Below are 16,563 nucleotides of genomic sequence, written 5' to 3'. Positions count from 1 at the left end.
CACACAGCAGTCGTAGGAATCCTAATCCTGACGGCCGACTTGGCAAACTATTTGAGGCACTGAAATTTCGCCCCCGAGGTGAATTTCGCTTGCACTTGGAAGACCTTCGTAATGCCACTAGAACTCCACCATGAGTTCGCAAGATCAATCCAACTCAGAGCCCATGAAGTATGCGCTGCTGGGCAAGGACACCTCGACCAACGAAGAAAAGCTGGAGAAGTTCACGGGGGAGGTGAACTGGAGTTACTTGCGCCCGCATTACCAATCGGGCGTGCTGTTTTTTGTCGATCCTTCGCTACCTCTCCAGCATGTCGGAGCGGCCATTGCCGCCGACGAACTGGGTCGGGTGAAGGATTGGATGAAAACCGGAGACATCGTGAAGATTGCCTCTCTTCATGCGGCTCAATGGGAGGGGAGCGAGACGGTTTTCGAAGCACTGGTTGTTTCGCCCTTCGTTCTCTGCCGACCTGTGGGCTAGGGACTTCTGACGGATCAACCGGGCATTCCCGGCAGCAAGTGACGTGCGGATGGCCTAGATTTCTTCGATTGTTGTCGCCCTGCTGTGGATTCCCTGTCATTTGGGCTGCCGGTTTACACCTCTGGCAAAATATGTCTTGGAGTGTTGGCGGGTGGATTCAATGGGATCCGACGACAATCTGAAACCCGGTTAGCGGGAACAGTCTATGGAGACAAGGAAGTGTGTGAACCACTGTTAAGTTATGAAAATGTATGTAGGAAACCTGTCGTTCCAAACGACGAGCCAAGATCTTCAAGACGTGTTCGCACAGCATGGAGAAGTCACTGATGTCCACCTTCCAACCGATCGCGAAAGCGGTCGTCCACGTGGCTTCGCCTTTGTGACCATGGGCTCGAAGGACGGCATGGAAAGCGCCATCAAGGCTCTCGATGGCACCGATCTCGATGGTCGCAACATCAAGGTCAACGAAGCCCGTCCTCGCGAAGATCGCGGTGGTGGCGGCGGTGGCGGTCGCGGTCGCTACTGATCCGGAGAGGCTCCGCGCCTCAAACGAATTTTTCACAGGCGGTGACCCGAAAGGGTTGCCGCCTTTTTCATGGCCTCAATCCCCGAAGCTCGGCCTCGACTCAGGAGCACATCAGCGCCATGATGCGGCCAGTGAATTTGCACTTGCCGAATGTTGTCCATTTCACCTTCCGGGTGCTGCGCGACTTTTTCTTTCGAAATAACGGCCTGCTTCTTGCCGGAGCGGTCGCTTACAACGCGCTGCTCTCACTCATTCCCTTGTCGGCCGTGCTGGTTGTCGGCTTCTCGAAATTCTTCGACGAGGAATTGTTGATGGAGGCTCTGACCACGGAGGTGGCATTGATTGCCCCGGGCGCCGCCCCGATGATCGCCGAAGTGCTCGATGGCTTCCTGAAGAGCCGCGAGCTGGCAGGTTGGATTGGTGTCGGAGTCCTGCTCTTCTTCAGTTCGATCGCCTTTCGAGTTCTGGAGAATGCCATGTCGATCATCTTTCATCGGCCGGTTCTCCTGAGGAAACGCAAATTCTGGGTGTCGGCGCTGCTTCCCTACCTCTTCATTGGCCTTGTTGCGATCGGTCTGATTCTTCTGACGATTCTAACGGCAGTCGTCGATGCGGTGCAGGATCAGAGCTACCACGTGGGTGGAGTGGATTTCACCCTCCATCAGACTGCTGCGATCGCCATGAGGGTGGGGGGCTGGCTGTGTCTGGTGCTGCTCTTCACCACTCTTTACAAGGTCATGCCGGCGACGCGCATTTCCTTTCGTCTCGCGCTGTGCGGTGGCATCACGGCTGCCGCGATGTGGGAGGTGCTGCGCTATGTCCTGACCGGCTATTTTACCCATCTTTCCTTCGTGAACGCCGTCTATGGCTCCATGGCGACAACGATCATCGTGCTCCTGACGATGGAAGCCGCCTCGGTGATTGTGTTGCTGGGGGCTCAGGTGATTGCGGACCTTCAGCAGAGCATCCAGACCAAGACGCCGTGGCACGAGGACCCGGAAGACTAGGCGAGGGTCTTCAATCATGGCTCGTCATTTGGATCTGAGGAGCGCAGAGTCCGTCCCTCCACTTTAACGGAAAGACCAACCACCTTGCAAAATTTCAAAGAACTTGGAGTTCCCGATGAACTCATTCAGGGCATTACGGAACTCGGTATTCAGAAGCCGACCGAAATTCAGCAGCGGGCGATTCCCTTTCTGATGGAGGACGGAAGCGACTTCATCGCTCAAGCGCAAACAGGGACCGGCAAAACGGCGGCCTTCGGACTGCCGCTGCTTTGCAAGGTCGATCCGAAGCGGAGCGAGATTCAGGGCCTGATCATCGCGCCCACTCGAGAGCTGGCGAAGCAAATCGGCAAGCAGTTGTTCCGTTTCACCAAATATGCGGAGCACAAGATCTTCGTCGAAGTGCTCTGTGGTGGTGACAATATCGACCGGCAGGCCAAGGCACTTCAGCGACCGACGCATATTGTGGTGGCGACTCCAGGGCGCTTGCTCGACCTGATCAAACGCAAGGCGCTGACCCTGGTATCAGTGAAGCACCTTGTCCTCGATGAAGCCGATGAAATGCTGAGCATGGGTTTCAAGAAGGAGCTTACGACCATCTTCGGACTGACTCGCCAGCGCGGCAGCACCTGGTTGTTCTCGGCGACGATTCCGGATGCGATTCACGCGTTGGTGAAGGACTGCATGGGGCCAGGCCCTCAGGTGATGAAGGTCGACAAATCCCACGTGGTAAATCGCGATATCGATCACCAGTACGCGGTTTGCATGCGGGACGAGAAAACGGACTTCATCGCGAAGTATCTCAAACGTCGCAAAGAAGAGCGAGGACTGATCTTCTGCCGCACGAAGGAAGGTGCGATCATTCTTGGGAAACAATTGAGCAAACTCGGATTCGCGGTGGCGGTCATGCAGGGTGACCTGACGCAGAAGGAACGGGATACCGTGATGCGCTCGTTCAAGAAGGAGCGCTTCCAGTTTCTCATCGCCACCGATGTGGCGGCCCGGGGAATCGACGTCGAGGGCCTGAGCTTCGTAATCCATCACCAGCTTCCCGAACAAGTCGAGTACTACACCCACCGTAGCGGCCGCACGGCACGCGCGGGAAGGACGGGAATCTCAATCGCACTCGTCGATCCTAGAGAGAGAAACAAGATCGCGCGTCTTGAGAAGGAGCTCGGTCTCGACTTCGATCGCATTCACTGAAGAAGCGATTGCGCCAGCTTGTAGCCTGTCGAGTCCGGGGCGTGGCTCGTCGCATCGAAAAGCTGCCGACAGCGCTGAATGCCCCGTTTCCCAATGTAGCGGGCGAGATCGCGTGAACGTTCATCGCCGAGTGCGTGAGCGCGGGAAACACTGAGCGAAATGGTGAGGAGTTCCGCACCGATGTCGACCAGACGACCGAGAAGCAGCTGTTGGCGATCAAGTTTCGGGCCGTAGCGGGCCATCGAGTGGAGCATCGTCCGGGATAACTTGCGGCTGAGGGATGCGACCTCGCGCAAGCAGGTCTTGAGCTCGGAATCGAGGTCGCCCGGAATCCCTGATGTCAGTGGAATCCAGCGCTTGGAATACCACAAAGCATAGAACAGCCCGGCCCGCATGGCAGTTTCAAGACGCTCGGCTGCAGGCTTTCGGGTATCAAGGGCCGCCGCGCCCCGACGCAGGTGGGGATCGAGGGCTTCGCGGGCGATGAAGAGATGCATGATCTCTGTCGAACCTTCGAAAATGGTGTTGATTCGCGAGTCGCGGAGCAAGCGCTCGATGGGATCGGGAGTCTCACCGCGCTGGCGGAGCGAGTCGGCCGTTTCATAGCCGCGGCCCCCTTTGATCTGCATGGTCGCATCGACTCCGCGCCAACCGGCCTCGGTTCCCCACAGCTTGGCGATGGCGGCTTCGATCCGAATGTCCGCCTTCTTGTCGAGATCGACGAGTGCTGAGGTGTAGAGCACGAGGGATTCGGTCGCGAAGGCATCAGCCGCCAGGTCGGCGATTTTTCCCGCGATGGCGGCGTGCTTGCCGATGGCCTGTCCCCATTGCTCGCGTTCCCTGGACCAGGCAGTCGCCATGTTCAGACAGCGATCCAGCAAGCCGACACAGGCTGCGGGAAGGGTGAGCCGTCCGGTGTTCAGCGTTGTCAGGGCAACCTTGAGTCCCTTGCCTTCGGCGGCCACAAGATTGCACGCAGGCACCTTGACGTTTGTGAAACGGATCACGCCATTGTAAAGCGCCTTGAGTCCCATGAAATGACAACGAGTGACGATTTCTACGCCGGGACTGTCGGTCTCGACAATGAAGGCAGATGTCGCATGAGGCTTTTCCTTGGTCGGAGTGCGCGCCATGACCACAATGGCAAACGCCTTGAGACCGTTGGTGCACCAGAGTTTCTCGCCATTGATGATGTAGTGGGCGCCATCTTCGGATGCCACCGCCGTCGTGCTCATGCGTGCCGGATCGGAGCCCACATTCTTCTCTGTTAGAGCAAAGGCCGAGATGCCGCCAGCGGCACACTTGGGCAGATACTTTTCCTTCTGTTCGTCAGTACCAAAGACGAGAAGCGGTTGGGGTAGACCAATCGACTGGTGCGCTGAGAGCAGCGCCGTGAGGTTGCCGCAATGGCCCCCGAGGAGCATGGCAGCTCGGGAGTAGTTGGTTTGCGACAGGCCCAATCCACCGAACTTCTTTGGAATCTTGATCCCGAAGGCTCCGAGCTTCGCCAAGCCGTCGAGAACTTCGTCAGGAATTTCCCCCTCACGGTCGATCGCGTCCGGATCGGTCTGATTCTCAAGAAAGGACTGAAGCTTTTGAAGATAGGCGTCGCCTTCGCGCTTCTCATCCGCGGGCTGAACGGGAAAGGGGAAGATCAACGAGAAATCCGCGATTCCATCGAAGATTGAAGCCGCAAAACCCGACAGTTCACGAGTGTCGCGCGAAGACTCGGCAAGTTCGAGGGCGGCTCGCTGGCCCTCGCTCATCTTGGAGGTGTCAATGATGGAGTCGCTCATGGGTTTTTTGGGGTTTGGATTTTATTCGTTCTGCAGCGGGCCTCCGCGGAAGGCCGGGTAGCCGGTTCCGAGGACCATCGCCAGATTGATGTCGTCGGCACTTTCGGCGATCCCTTCGTCGAGACAGCGCTGAGCCTCGTCCGTCAGCAGGTCGGCAAGTCGCTGCTGGGTGTCGAGGGGGATCGGGATGGTTTCCTCACACAGATCGAGGGCCGCAGCATTGGTCGTGTCGTCATCGTCATCATAGTTGTAGAACCCAGAACCGGCTTTTCGGCCGACAAAGCCGGCCTCGACGAGCTTCCGAATGATGCCTGGGACGCGCATGCGATCAGGGTAGGCGGCCGACAGGGTTTCGGCGACGTGCAGGGCCACATCGAGGCCGACTTCATCAAGCAAACGGAGCGGCCCCATCGGCATGCCGTAATCCAGCATCGTGGAATCAATGTCGTCGGGGTCGCCACCACGCTCGAAGAGGGAAGCGGCTTCGACCAGATAGGGCATGAGGATGCGATTGACGAGGAATCCGGGGGAATCCTTCACCACGACGGGAAGCTTGCCGATTTTCCTAACAAAGGCGACGGCCGTGGCGACGGTTTCATCGGAACTCGTCTCGGTGCGCACGACTTCGACAAGCTGCATGCGGTGCACGGGGTTGAAGAAATGCAGGCCGAGCAGGCGCTCGGGGTGGCTGACGTGCGGGATCAGATGATGGATCGGAAGGGCCGAGGTGTTTGTCGCAAGAAGCGTATCGGGGCGCGAATGCGAGGAGAGATCTGCAAAGATCTTCTGCTTGATGGAAAGTTCTTCGACGGCCGCCTCGATGATCAGATCGCAGTTTCTCAAATTCGCGCCACCGCCGGAGGGGTGGATCCGGTCGAGGGCACGCGCCGATTCTATCTTGGTGAAGATATGACGTTTGGTGGCCTCGGCATACTGGTGACGGATCGACTCCATCCCGTGGGCCAGCGCTTCATGCGAGATATCCTGAAGCGTCACTTGCAGACCCCGGCTACTGAGCCAATAGGCGATCCCCGATCCCATCACGCCGGAGCCCACGACTCCCAGCCGTCTAACAGACTTGGCCTCCGCCGTGCTGTGCTGGTGCTTGCGTGCCCGTTCCTGAAGAAAGAAGAGGTGGATGAGTTGCTTGGTTTCCGGGAGCTCGGAAAGACGCAGAATGGCATCGTGCTCGGACTTCAAGCTGACATCGCGCGACTCGCCGATCGAGTTCGCCACGACTTCCAGAGCCGCCTCCGGGCCAGGGTAGTGCCCACGGGTCTTCTCGATGAGTTCGGCGTGAGCCATCCGTCGGGCGATCGCCGCCACTCCATGGTTGTGGGTGAGGGGATTGTGGGTGAGATGGCGTTTGCCCTTGGTGACATATTTTTTCGCCTCGCTCATGAGATGTTCGACAGGAACGGTCTCATCAACAAGTCCCTTGTGCTTAGCCGCTGAAGCCTTGCTGAGCTTTCCGCTGAGGATCACTTTGAGGGCATCCTGGAGCCCGATGAGGTCCGGGAGACGGGTTGAACCACCCCATGCCGGCAGGATCCCGAGTTGGGTTTCGGGAAGACCGATCCTCGTCTTCGAGGAATCGCTGGCAACGCGCCAGTCACAGGCGAGTGCGAGTTCGAAGCCACCGCCGACACATGCTCCATGAATGGCGGCGACGCTTGTGAATGGAAGATCGGCAATGCGGTTGAAAACATTCTGGCCGGCCTTGATCATTTGAGAAAGAGCCTCGCCGCGAAGAGAGGTAAGCTCCTTGAGGTCGGCACCCGCGACGAAGATCGTCGGCTTAGCCGAGCAAATGATCAGTCCAGTGGTGTGCGTGGCATCCTGAAGTCTATCGATCATCGACGAGAGTTCGCCGATCGTCTGAGTGTCGAAAATGTTCGCGCTCGATCCCTCGCGGTCGAAGGTAAGAACTGCAAGCGTGTCCTCGAAGCTGAGTGTGATGTTTGGCATGAAAAGATTTCTGTTAGTTGGGGATCATCGTTCAAGCCACAGGGCGGCACCTTGCCCCCCTCCGACGCACAGGGTGGCGAGCGCCCGGTGCTGATTGCTGACCTTGAGTTGTTGAAGCGCGGTGAGAACGAGCCGAGCCCCACTGGCACCGACCGGATGACCGAGGGCGATGGCTCCCCCTTGTCGGTTGAGTTTCTCCCTTGGAATCTCGAAGGCGGGAAGATCATAGCGATGCTTCGTCGGATCGCGCAGCGCTGCCAGCACCGCCAGCGCCTGAGCTGCAAAGGCTTCATTGAGTTCGATCAAGTCGGCATCGTCGGGACCGAGTCCGCTCATCTGTCGCGCCCGGGCGATGGCCGAGATCGGACCCAGCCCCATGCGCGCCGGATCGCAGCCTGCATAGGCATAGGATGTTAGACGTCCCAGGGGCTCGATGCCGAGTCGGCTGACGGCGGCCTCGGACCCGACGAGCAGGGCCACGGCTCCGTCGGTAATCTGAGAGCTGTTTCCCGCCGTAACGCTGCCGGTTTCCTGATCGAAGATCGGCTTGAGGGTTCCCAGTTTTTCAACGGTCGAATCCTGACGAATACCATTGTCGCTTTCGATCGCATGTCCGCCCGTGTAGACCGGTGCGATCTCGCGATTCAGCTGTTCTCGGGCGGCAAGAGCCTTGAGGTGGGACGCCGCGGCAAACTCATCCTGCGCCTCCCGAGTGATGCCGAACTCGCGCGAGAGCAGCTCGGCGGTATCACCCATGATCATTCCGGAAAAGGGATCGGTGAGTCCGAGTTGGAGACCGATGCGGGGTTTGAAATCGCTGGCATGAAACGCCGCTGCCGCCGAGATCTTCTCGCCTGCGGATTTCGCGCGATTGAGTTCTGAAAAATGGATCGAGGCCTCGTGCGGGAAGAGCAGGGGGATGTGGGTCATGCTTTCGGTGCCACCCACGAGGAAGAGATCACCCTGACCGGCGCAGAGGCGCTGGTGAGCGGTCGTGATCGCCTCCATGCCGGAAGCACAATTGCGATGAACCGTCACTGCAGGCACTTGCTCGGGAACACCGGAACGCAGAGCGATCACTCGCGCGATGTTCGCGCTTTCCGCAGGCTGCGCGACACAGCCGAAAATGACTTCCGAGAGTTCTCCGGGATCGATGCCGGTTTGGGTGAGGAGGGCGGAGCAAACATGCCGGCCGAGGTCGCTGGCGCCAAGCTTCGCCAGGTCCGTCCCCATTTTGCTGAAGGGTGAGCGGAGAGCGGCTATGATGTGGAGATCTGGCATAATAGTTAGGTTTCCTTGGGACGATGATCGACAACTTTCTTTTCCTTCAGTTCCTTTCCAACACCCTGCATCTTTCGCATCTTATCCCAGGAATGAAAGACGATTTCATTGGGTGAAAATTCCGTGACGGATCGGAAGCGTTCATTGACAGCGTCACGCAGCTGTTCCTGATCGTCCGTCATTGCAACGGCGTGAACGATCAGGATGTCGCTCTCCAAGGGGTCGTCGTTTCGCTTGCGGATTTCCATCTGCCAGGCACCGAGATTATCGGTGTCGTCGAGGAGGTTCTCGAGCCGATTGAAGTCCACCAAGGTTCCCTTGAGCTTGCCGATATTCAATCGCTGGATATCAGAGACACGTGATATCTTGCCGATGAGTCGGGGACAGCGGCGCCCGCAGTAGGGGCATGGTTCATGGCTGAGACCGCCGTCGATAAGGTCGCCGGTGCGGTACCGGAGAACGATGGTCCCACGTGAATCAAGGTGGGTGATGACGATTTCGCCCGGATGATGGTCTGGAACACGCTCCCCGCTCTCCGGATCGATGATCTCGACAAAGCCCATATCCGGATAGGTATGGAATCCCGATGGCTCCGCCCCAGCGGGAGCCATGCATTCGGTCCATGCCACCTTCGCTTCCGTGAAGCCGTAGGTCGACATGATGGCCACCTGTGGTGCGCCCATTTCAGTGCACAGGTCTCTCAGCTTGCGGCGCATCCCGGCGGGAACTTTCTCGCCGCCGAGAACCAGACGTTTGAGATTCTTCCATCTCGATCCGGCAGCCGCCCCTTCCTGGAGCAGGTGGTAGAGAAAGGTCGGCATGGCGATGATCGCGTCGGGATCAATCTTGTCGATCAAACGGATGTTGCCTTCAGTGCCCATGGTTTTTCCTCCACCACTCGCCACCATGAAGGCATTGTAGCCGAGGCTCGCATAATGCGCCTGCCAGAAGGCGAGATGGGGGGCGAAGGGGAAGGCGTTGATATGACGCCACGCGGGGTCGGACTGACAGAGCTCCATCATCCTCCGGCCGCCGACCTCGAGTTGATGGAGATCGTGCTTGGTGTAGAGAAAGGGAACGGGGGCCGATGAACGACCCGTGGTGCTGGTGAGAAGGATGGGTCGGAGTTCCTCTTCAAGCTCGATCTTGGCGCGCGTGGGTCCGCGGGTGATGGCCCGTTTGATCGTCGACCACTGATGCTTGAGAACATCCTCATCGGGAATGATGACGAAATCTTTGGGATTCTCGAAGTGGCGTTTCGATGTAAAGGGGAGCTTCGTCAAATCATCCGTCGACTGAATGTCGTCAGCTGATAGATCATGATCCGCAAAGAGCTTCCGATAATAGGCCGCAAAAGGAACCACCCGGTTCTTGAGAAAGTGCCGGAGCAATTCGCCTTGCCGATGGTGGAGTTCGTCACGTGACGAACTCTCCCACCAGTTTTTTGCCTGATGCGACATGGGTTTTGGGGTCGGAGTTTACGAGGGCATAAATTTCATCGAGATGTTCGAGAGTGACCTTTCGTCCGGCTTCGATGAAGCGTTCGAAGTTCGAGTAGTCGTGCCACGATGCCAGAAAGTGCTCGGGGCGCAGACAGAGGTCGGCGCGTTTGACCGAGTCGTGGGCAATTCGGATCTGAGCGGCGCGGATACTTTGCCGGAAGGTATCGACGACGTTTCCTGGTGCGAGAAGATTGAAGTTGCGATTGATCGCTGCGATCCCGCGTTGGGCGAGGCTGGGTGGGGGAGCGTCCTCGCCCAAGAGACCGGCCTCGACCTCTTCGAAGGTGGGAATGACCGAGACCGCGATAATTCTGTCGGCTTCTGAGTACTTCTGAAGCGCTCCGACTGGAATGGGGTCGACGACTCCGCCATCGACACAGCGCCGCCCATTGATCACCACCGGAGCGATGATTCCCGGCATGGCGCAGGAGGCATGAACCGCATCGGCGACGCTGCCTTCCCGAAGGACGATCCGTTCCTTGGTATCGATGTCGACGGTGATCACCAGGAATCGCCGCTCGAGATCTTCGAAGCAGAGATCGCCAAGGGACCGCTTGAGGTGTTCCTTGGCCCGAAGTCCGCGGAAAAGCCCTCTCATGGGTGGGATGATGGGATCGGCGAGCTTCCAGAGCTGCCGGCGGTCGTGCATTTCCGCGGCAAGCTCTCCAAGTTCCTTTCCTGAAAAACCCGCCGCCCAGAGGGCACCGACGTAGGAGCCCATCGAAGAGCCGGCGATGCAGTGGATCTCAATACCGTTTTCCTCGAGAACCTGGAGGACACCCACGTGGGCGAGACCGCGCGCACCGCCGGATGATAGAGCCAGGCCAATTTTGGCGCGCCCGCCGCCACTCAGAGGTCGACCGGCCCGGGGAGGGCGGTCGTGATGACGGAACAGGCGTAGCAATCGGCCAAACATGGCAGTGGAAACTATTGGAATTCAGTATTTTTCAAGAGCACCCTAACAGTAGCCCAAGAGCCACCGGGTAGCAACTCAATCCGTGGGTTCGGAAGATTCGCATGAGACGATTTCAGCAGTGATGGCCGCTTGCCGCTGGACGGCAGGGCCTCGGACGGTTAAATCCGGCGCGACATGGCAAAGAAACCAGTAGTTCTCATCATTCGTGACGGTTGGGGCGTCAATCCCGGCGGACAGAAAACAGCGAAGAAGGATGGCAATGCGACCCTCCTCGCGAATACGCCATTTCACGATCTGATGCTGGAAAAGTATCCCAAGGGACTCGTCAGTGCCTCAGGTCTGGATGTCGGTCTGCCAGACGGTCAGATGGGAAATTCCGAAGTGGGTCACCTCAATCTCGGTGCCGGCCGTGTCGTCTATCAAGACCTCACCCGGATCAACAAGGCGATCGAGGATGGCAGCCTTGCGGAGAACGAGACGTTCAAAGCGGCCCTCAAGGCGGCGAAGGCCAAAGGCAAGCGGCTTCATTTCGTCGGACTCGTCTCCGACGGCGGCGTGCACAGCAGCCAGGAGCACCTCTGTGCCATGGTCGGCATGGCAGCTGAGGCTGGTGTGAAGGACATTCTGGTGCACGCCATCACCGATGGCCGAGACACCTCGCCGACGGCGGGCGCAGGCTACCTTTCCTATGTCGAAGATGAGATTGCCAAGCATGGAGCCCGGATCGCCACGGTGGTCGGGCGCTACTATGCGATGGATCGCGACAAGCGCTGGGAGCGTGTCAAACTTGCCTGGGACGCGATCGTTCACGGCAAGGGTCAGGAGACCGATCTGCTCGCCTCCGAAGCGGTTGCCGAGATGTATGCGCAGGACAAGACCGACGAGTTCCTCCTTCCAATGGTCTTTTGCGATGCCAACAAGCAGCGCATCCGGAGTGGCGATGTGGTGCTGTTCTTCAACTTCAGAGCGGATCGTGCCCGACAGCTTTCGGAAGTCTTTCTTTCGCAAGGTCCCTTCAAGGCGTTCAAGGCGGGACGACGTCCCAACGTGCGTTACGTGACGCTCACCGAGTATGATGCCACCTATGACTGCGACGTGATTTTCCCGCCAGAGGAACTGAAGATGGTTCTTGGAGAGATTGTCTCGAATGCCGGGATGAATCAGCTGCGGATTGCCGAAACGGAAAAGTACCCTCACGTCACCTATTTCTTCAATGGCGGTGAAGAGAAAAGCTACGAGGGTGAAGACCGGGCAATCGTGCCATCGCCGAAGGATGTGGCGACCTATGACCTCAAGCCGGAGATGAGCGCCGATGAAGTGATGGACATCGTGATTTCACGACTCAAGGACTACAACATGGTGATCCTGAATTTTGCCAACCCGGACATGGTCGGGCATACGGGAGTTGTCGATGCGGCGATCAAAGCCTGCGAAAAGATCGACGAAGGCGTCAGCAAGATCGTTGATGAAACCCTGCGTCTTGGCGGCAAGCTTCTGATCACGGCGGACCACGGCAACTGCGAGTTCATGATCAATGCCGACGGCTCGCCTCACACCTCGCACACCACGAATCTCGTGCATGCCATTTACGTGGCGGATGATGCGGACAAGTTCAAGGTGCGTGACGGCATCCTTGCCGATGTCGCGCCAACCCTTCTGGACATGCTCGGCTTGCAGAAGTCCGCCGAGATGACGGGAGTGTCGCTGCTTGAAAAGATCTAGCGGCAGACTGGCCCTCAGCCGGCAATTAAGTCACCGCTCGCCATCCGGCTAAGCCATCATCGGTCATCGATCCGATGATGGACGGAGCGGTTGTTGTCAGTCTGTCTCCGCCTTGTTAGAGCATCGTCGTGCTGATCGCGGTCATGATTACTCTGCTAGAGTCGGGCTCGGCTTGTCGCAAACCGACGGAGCACTCCCAACAAAAAGGGTGGAACCTCTGATGAAGGTTCCACCCCGGAGATTAGCAGCGATTCGATAACTTAGCGAACGCGGTAGTAGCCGTCTGGATTGTAGAGGAAGTAGACGTCCTTCGAGTTGATGCGCGGCAGGTACATCACGGGGCGACCTTCCTCATCGATTGATTCCTGGAAGGCGCTGCGTTGAGCCGCGGATTTCTCTTTGGCGGACTTGGCGTCTGGATTCTGGCGGAATGAGGTTTCATCGACTCCGTTGACGATGTGTTTCACCCAACTCAGTTTCTGGGCTTCCACCCCAAACTCGCTCCAGTCACCGCTGGTCGATTGCTCATACATTTTCTTGATGAACTCTTCCTTGGTAAGGCCCATTTTATCCGCGATCGGAGTCGCGAGACGGTCCCACCAGCGATTGCTTTCCTTGAGGAATTCCGCCTGCTGGGTGAGGTTCAAGCGCCCGAATACCGTCGCGCTGATCTGGTGATGGAGAATCACTGCATTGGGATAGGCGTAGGACTCTTCGGCCAAGGTCGTAATCGCTGCGGCCATCGAGGCTGCGAAGGATTTCACGACGACGTGAATTGGGGCCTCACTGGCTTCCATCGACTTCAAAATGCGGTAGCCGGCCATCACCGATCCGCCCGGACATTCGTCGATAACGATGAAGATCGGCTGTTCCTCGTTCTGGTTGTTGAAGTAGTGAATGCGATCCGTGATGTGGTCAGCGGTCCCGCTGCCGATCGGTCCATTAAGGGCGATCCTGCGATCTGAAATGACGAGCGTGCCGTCTTTCTTAAGAGGATTCTTGAGGTATTCGGGCTGGCCACTGGCGTAGTCCTTGCGCTTCTGTTCGGTTTCGATCTCCTGGATCTGTCCCTGAAGCTTGGCAATCTTGATTCCCGCTTCGGCTTGCGCGGATTTCAGTTCGCTGGCGAGCAGTTCGGCACGCGCCTTTTCAAGTTCTGCCTGGCGGGCGAGTCGGCGGCTTTCCGCCTTCAGTTTGGCATTCTTTGCCTCCTCATCGACGGCTCTTTCGGCGGCGGCATGGGCGAGGCGCTCGGTCATGAGTTCCTTCTCAATCTTCAGTCGAGCGATCTGATTGCGGAGTTTGTGAGTTTCCTTCTTGAACTTCTCGTCTGCCAGAGAGTTTTCAAGAGCCAGGCGCTCCTGCTCTTTCTTCATGAGTTCCTGCGCTTTGGCGGCGCGGTCAAGTTTCTCCTTCTTGGCTGGGTCGACAACCGGCTTCTTCTCGTCTTTTCCCTTCTTTTCCTTGGCCGCCTCGCTGCCGTGCTGATGCTCGTGATTCTTGTCCTTTGCGGCGTGCTTGTGGGACGAATCGATTTCGATGCTTGGGGCACGGGTCCCTGCATTGGCAGTGCCTTCCGGCGCGGCAATCAGCCCGCCGGCGAGGCCGACAGATAGGAGAGTTAATCGAGTAACGGTGAATTTCATGATTTGGATCGAGGATGAGTCGGTGACTTTTTTCTTATTACGGCTCATTAGCGTCAGGATTACCTGAGTTTGTCTCTTCAGACTCCTGAAGTTTCTGAAGCTGCTTTCGGTAACCCAAATACAGCACCGTTCCTGCGAGGACGATGAAAATGAGGGCTGCTCCGCCGAGGAATACAGCAATTTTCCCGCCACTTTTCATGAAAACCTCATCCGTGACCACATCCGGGATCGGATCACCGGGGATTCGAGCGAGCACCAACTTATCCCCTTCGAGACCAGCGTAGGTTAATTTGGCCATCACAGGACCGATTTCCGGGTCTTTGAGGCTCTTCTCAAAAATCCGCAAGGTTGAGAAATGTCCCATGAAGCCTTCGGCGACTTCGGCATTGGGCACCTCGAGACGGTCGACCTGCAGGACGAGCTCGCGCTTGGTCAACATCGGGTGACCGTGAATGGTGCCGATCAAGTAGCGGGGGTCGGCGGTAATCGGTCCGTCTTCGCCTTCCTTGGCAAGGCGAGGACGGCCGTTGAGCTGGTAGCAGATATCGATGACCAGTTCGCCGTCCTCAATTTTCTCAACGAGGAAAGACTTCCGGAGTTCTTCCAGGGCAGGGAACATCGCGACCGCGAGATTCAGGTCCTTGGCGCTCATCTCGATCCGGGCTTCCTTTTCCTCATCGGAAAGATCGCTGCGAAATAGCTCCAGACGCTCCTTGAAATCGCGGGCGGCGATTTCCTCCGCTTCCAGCGAAAGGACCGGCAGTGGTTCGGGAGCTTCCTTGGTGAACTTTTCGATTTCGGTGGCTTGGCGAAAGGGTGTCCAGATCGAAAATCCGATGAGGAACACGAGCATCAGGACGGCCAGAATCAGAATGGTACAGCCGGAGAGAGGTGAGCGGGCAGTTGCGGACACGGGCCGAAGCTGAGCTTCGAAATCCGAATGATCAATTTTCCAATTTCGATTTATGCCAATTCGGCACTTGGCAGCGGGTGGGGGGTGTTTTGAATCAGCGGCATGGCGAAGGTGTTGGTGGGACTTTCAGGCGGTGTCGATAGCTCGGCAGCTGCCGCCTTGTTGATTGAGCAGGGACATGAGGTTACGGGGGCATTCATGAAGAACTGGGTGAATGCGGAAGGCTTGCCCGGCGACTGCCCGTGGGAGACGGATCTGGAAGACGCGCTGGCCGTGGCCCGGAAGCTCGGAATCGAGTTTCGCGTGGTCGATCTGATCGATCAGTACAAAGAGCGCATCGTCGATTACCTCGTGGAAGGCTACCGCAGTGGCATCACCCCGAATCCCGATGTCTGGTGCAATCGCGAGATGAAATTCGGGGTCTTCCTCGACTATGCCCTTGAGCAGGGATTTGAATCGGTGGCCACCGGGCACTACGCCCGACGGCGCGTCCTCGGCAATGGCCAAGCCGCTGTCCTCAAAGGGGCGGACCCGAACAAGGACCAAAGCTACTTCCTCGCCATGATGACCCAGAGGCAGGTCAGGCATGCGCTTTTCCCGGTGGGGGAAATGCTCAAGCCGGAAGTCCGTGAAGTCGCCCGCCGACATGACCTGATCACCGCGGGCAAGAAGGACAGCCAGGGGATTTGCTTCATCGGGGAGATCAAGATGCGCGATTTCATCCGCCACTACCTGCCGGACAAGCCCGGCGAGATTGTCGACACCTCCGGCAAGGTTCTCGGCAGGCACGACGGCCTGCACCTCTACACCCTCGGCCAGAGGAAAGGACACGGCGTCGCTTCGCCGCGTGATGGGATGGCCTACGTGGTGGTCGGCAAGGATTTGGAAAGCAATCGATTGATTGTGGGCTGGGACGAATCCGGAACGACCGGGCTTTACGCCAGGCGCTGCAGGGTTGGAACCCTTTCGACGATCAATGAGAGCTTCGATCGTCCGATGAAGCTTGAAGCCCTCCCTCGCTACCGGGCCAAACCCGAGCCGTGCCGGATCGAGCCGGTCGATGGCGGGATCGAGGTCAGTTTCAGCAATTCGCAGCGCGCTCTTGCCATCGGCCAGATCTGCGCCTTCTACGATGGCGGGAGACTTCTGGGTGGTGGCGTCTTTGAAGAAATATTGGAGTGAATATTCCGGCGGGTTCTGTCGTTATAGCACGGATGAACAAAATTCTATCGCCTCTGTTGGGATTGCTGCTGCTCAGTTCGGCAATCGATGCTCAGCCCGTCAACGAGCTTGACCCAAAAGCGGCGGTCAAGCTGATCGCCTCGCTCAATGATATGGCGGAGACTCCCATTGCGATTGCCTCCATCATTTCAGGAACCAAGACCGACGGGAAATTCGAAGCGAGCCACGTCCGTCGGGTCACCGCGATCCACCCGGTCAGTGAAGATGGTTCCAAAGTCCGCCGGGTTCGTTGCTACGACTTCCACTGGAACGAAACCTATGGATGGTTTGTTTTCGAAAAACGTGCCGGCAGGGGCGGTGACGAAGTGTGGATCTGGAGCGAAAACTCGGGAGAGCTGGAGATCCGGTAGCGTCTGGCCTCCGAGC

14 protein-coding genes are annotated in these 16,563 nt (G+C 57.8%); 7 read left to right on the top strand and 7 right to left on the bottom strand.

What is annotated here, in order from left to right:
* Nucleotides 1–130: 130 nt before the first annotated feature.
* The 4 genes from ACFQY0_RS03495 (at nucleotide 131) to ACFQY0_RS03480 (ending at nucleotide 3,211) form a co-directional block, all read left to right on the top strand.
* Nucleotides 131–478 carry a DUF2288 family protein gene (locus ACFQY0_RS03495; protein ID WP_379709134.1) on the top strand — a complete coding sequence of 116 codons (348 nt, stop codon included), beginning with the start codon at nucleotides 131–133 and terminating at the stop codon, nucleotides 476–478.
* 241 nt (nucleotides 479–719) lie between these two features.
* Nucleotides 720–1,004 carry an RNA recognition motif domain-containing protein gene (locus tag ACFQY0_RS03490; protein WP_379709132.1) on the top strand — a complete coding sequence of 95 codons (285 nt, stop codon included), beginning with the start codon at nucleotides 720–722 and terminating at the stop codon, nucleotides 1,002–1,004.
* Between the two features lie 119 nt (nucleotides 1,005–1,123).
* Nucleotides 1,124–2,011, top strand: a complete 888-nt coding sequence (locus tag ACFQY0_RS03485; RefSeq protein ID WP_379709130.1) for a YihY/virulence factor BrkB family protein — start codon at nucleotides 1,124–1,126, stop codon at nucleotides 2,009–2,011.
* Nucleotides 2,012–2,095: 84 nt separating this feature from the next.
* On the top strand, nucleotides 2,096–3,211 hold the full coding sequence (locus ACFQY0_RS03480; protein ID WP_379709128.1) for a DEAD/DEAH box helicase: 1,116 nt from the start codon (nucleotides 2,096–2,098) through the stop codon (nucleotides 3,209–3,211).
* On the opposite strand, the gene ACFQY0_RS03475 is transcribed toward ACFQY0_RS03480, so the two are convergent.
* Genes ACFQY0_RS03475 through ACFQY0_RS03455 form a run of 5 tightly spaced genes read right to left on the bottom strand, consistent with a single transcriptional unit; the run spans nucleotide 3,205 to nucleotide 10,674 of the window.
* Nucleotides 3,205–5,007 carry an acyl-CoA dehydrogenase family protein gene (locus ACFQY0_RS03475; RefSeq protein ID WP_379709126.1) on the bottom strand — a complete coding sequence of 601 codons (1,803 nt, stop codon included), beginning with the start codon at nucleotides 5,005–5,007 and terminating at the stop codon, nucleotides 3,205–3,207. The two genes, ACFQY0_RS03480 and ACFQY0_RS03475, sit on opposite strands and share 7 nt — an antisense overlap.
* A 21-nt stretch (nucleotides 5,008–5,028) precedes the next feature.
* Nucleotides 5,029–6,975, bottom strand: a complete 1,947-nt coding sequence (locus tag ACFQY0_RS03470; RefSeq protein WP_379709124.1) for a 3-hydroxyacyl-CoA dehydrogenase NAD-binding domain-containing protein — start codon at nucleotides 6,973–6,975, stop codon at nucleotides 5,029–5,031.
* A 24-nt stretch (nucleotides 6,976–6,999) separates the two neighbouring features.
* Entirely contained in the window at nucleotides 7,000–8,256 is a 1,257-nt protein-coding gene (locus ACFQY0_RS03465; protein WP_379709122.1) for a thiolase family protein, read from the bottom strand.
* Between the two features lie 5 nt (nucleotides 8,257–8,261).
* Complete coding sequence (locus ACFQY0_RS03460) at nucleotides 8,262–9,716, bottom strand: phenylacetate--CoA ligase family protein (RefSeq protein ID WP_379709120.1); 1,455 nt, start codon at nucleotides 9,714–9,716, stop codon at nucleotides 8,262–8,264.
* Nucleotides 9,673–10,674, bottom strand: a complete 1,002-nt coding sequence (locus ACFQY0_RS03455; RefSeq protein WP_379709118.1) for a patatin-like phospholipase family protein — start codon at nucleotides 10,672–10,674, stop codon at nucleotides 9,673–9,675. The genes ACFQY0_RS03460 and ACFQY0_RS03455 overlap by 44 nt, the downstream gene beginning before the upstream one ends.
* A 174-nt stretch (nucleotides 10,675–10,848) precedes the next feature.
* On the opposite strand from ACFQY0_RS03455, the gene gpmI reads away from it, so the two are divergent.
* A complete protein-coding gene (gene gpmI / locus ACFQY0_RS03450) occupies nucleotides 10,849–12,396 on the top strand; it encodes a 2,3-bisphosphoglycerate-independent phosphoglycerate mutase (RefSeq protein ID WP_379709116.1) in 1,548 nt (515 codons plus the stop codon).
* A 260-nt stretch (nucleotides 12,397–12,656) separates the two neighbouring features.
* Here gpmI and ACFQY0_RS03445 read toward each other — a convergent pair whose 3' ends face one another.
* Both ACFQY0_RS03445 and ACFQY0_RS03440 read right to left on the bottom strand, forming a co-directional pair.
* Entirely contained in the window at nucleotides 12,657–14,042 is a 1,386-nt protein-coding gene (locus tag ACFQY0_RS03445; protein ID WP_379709114.1) for an ATP-dependent Clp protease proteolytic subunit, read from the bottom strand.
* A 37-nt stretch (nucleotides 14,043–14,079) separates the two neighbouring features.
* Nucleotides 14,080–14,955 carry a hypothetical protein gene (locus tag ACFQY0_RS03440; protein WP_379709112.1) on the bottom strand — a complete coding sequence of 292 codons (876 nt, stop codon included), beginning with the start codon at nucleotides 14,953–14,955 and terminating at the stop codon, nucleotides 14,080–14,082.
* A 102-nt stretch (nucleotides 14,956–15,057) separates the two neighbouring features.
* On the opposite strand from ACFQY0_RS03440, the gene mnmA reads away from it, so the two are divergent.
* Complete coding sequence (gene mnmA, locus ACFQY0_RS03435; RefSeq protein ID WP_379709110.1) at nucleotides 15,058–16,137, top strand: tRNA 2-thiouridine(34) synthase MnmA; 1,080 nt, start codon at nucleotides 15,058–15,060, stop codon at nucleotides 16,135–16,137.
* Nucleotides 16,138–16,169: 32 nt separating this feature from the next.
* Nucleotides 16,170–16,547 (top strand): hypothetical protein, encoded by a 378-nt coding sequence (locus ACFQY0_RS03430; RefSeq protein ID WP_379709108.1) that lies wholly within the window; start codon nucleotides 16,170–16,172, stop codon nucleotides 16,545–16,547.
* The last annotated feature ends 16 nt before the right edge of the window (nucleotides 16,548–16,563 follow it).

The sequence above is a fragment of the Haloferula chungangensis genome (assembly GCF_042664875.1).
Classification (GTDB): domain Bacteria; phylum Verrucomicrobiota; class Verrucomicrobiia; order Verrucomicrobiales; family Akkermansiaceae; genus Haloferula; species Haloferula chungangensis.
Note: the sequence above shows the minus strand (reverse complement) of the source record. Positions and strands in the feature narration are given on the sequence as shown.

Excerpts from the sequence above, each read along its gene's own strand:
- ACFQY0_RS03455 (WP_379709118.1), bottom strand. The coding sequence starts at position 10,674 with ATGTTTGGCCGATTGCTACGCCTGTTCCGTCATCACGACCGCCCTCCC.
- gpmI (WP_379709116.1), top strand. The coding sequence starts at position 10,849 with ATGGCAAAGAAACCAGTAGTTCTCATCATTCGTGACGGTTGGGGCGTC.
- ACFQY0_RS03485 (WP_379709130.1), top strand. The coding sequence starts at position 1,124 with ATGATGCGGCCAGTGAATTTGCACTTGCCGAATGTTGTCCATTTCACC.
- ACFQY0_RS03460 (WP_379709120.1), bottom strand. The coding sequence starts at position 9,716 with ATGTCGCATCAGGCAAAAAACTGGTGGGAGAGTTCGTCACGTGACGAA.
- ACFQY0_RS03495 (WP_379709134.1), top strand. The coding sequence starts at position 131 with ATGAGTTCGCAAGATCAATCCAACTCAGAGCCCATGAAGTATGCGCTG.
- ACFQY0_RS03475 (WP_379709126.1), bottom strand. The coding sequence starts at position 5,007 with ATGAGCGACTCCATCATTGACACCTCCAAGATGAGCGAGGGCCAGCGA.
- ACFQY0_RS03470 (WP_379709124.1), bottom strand. The coding sequence starts at position 6,975 with ATGCCAAACATCACACTCAGCTTCGAGGACACGCTTGCAGTTCTTACC.
- ACFQY0_RS03430 (WP_379709108.1), top strand. The coding sequence starts at position 16,170 with ATGAACAAAATTCTATCGCCTCTGTTGGGATTGCTGCTGCTCAGTTCG.
- ACFQY0_RS03490 (WP_379709132.1), top strand. The coding sequence starts at position 720 with ATGAAAATGTATGTAGGAAACCTGTCGTTCCAAACGACGAGCCAAGAT.
- ACFQY0_RS03445 (WP_379709114.1), bottom strand. The coding sequence starts at position 14,042 with ATGAAATTCACCGTTACTCGATTAACTCTCCTATCTGTCGGCCTCGCC.
- mnmA (WP_379709110.1), top strand. The coding sequence starts at position 15,058 with ATGGCGAAGGTGTTGGTGGGACTTTCAGGCGGTGTCGATAGCTCGGCA.
- ACFQY0_RS03465 (WP_379709122.1), bottom strand. The coding sequence starts at position 8,256 with ATGCCAGATCTCCACATCATAGCCGCTCTCCGCTCACCCTTCAGCAAA.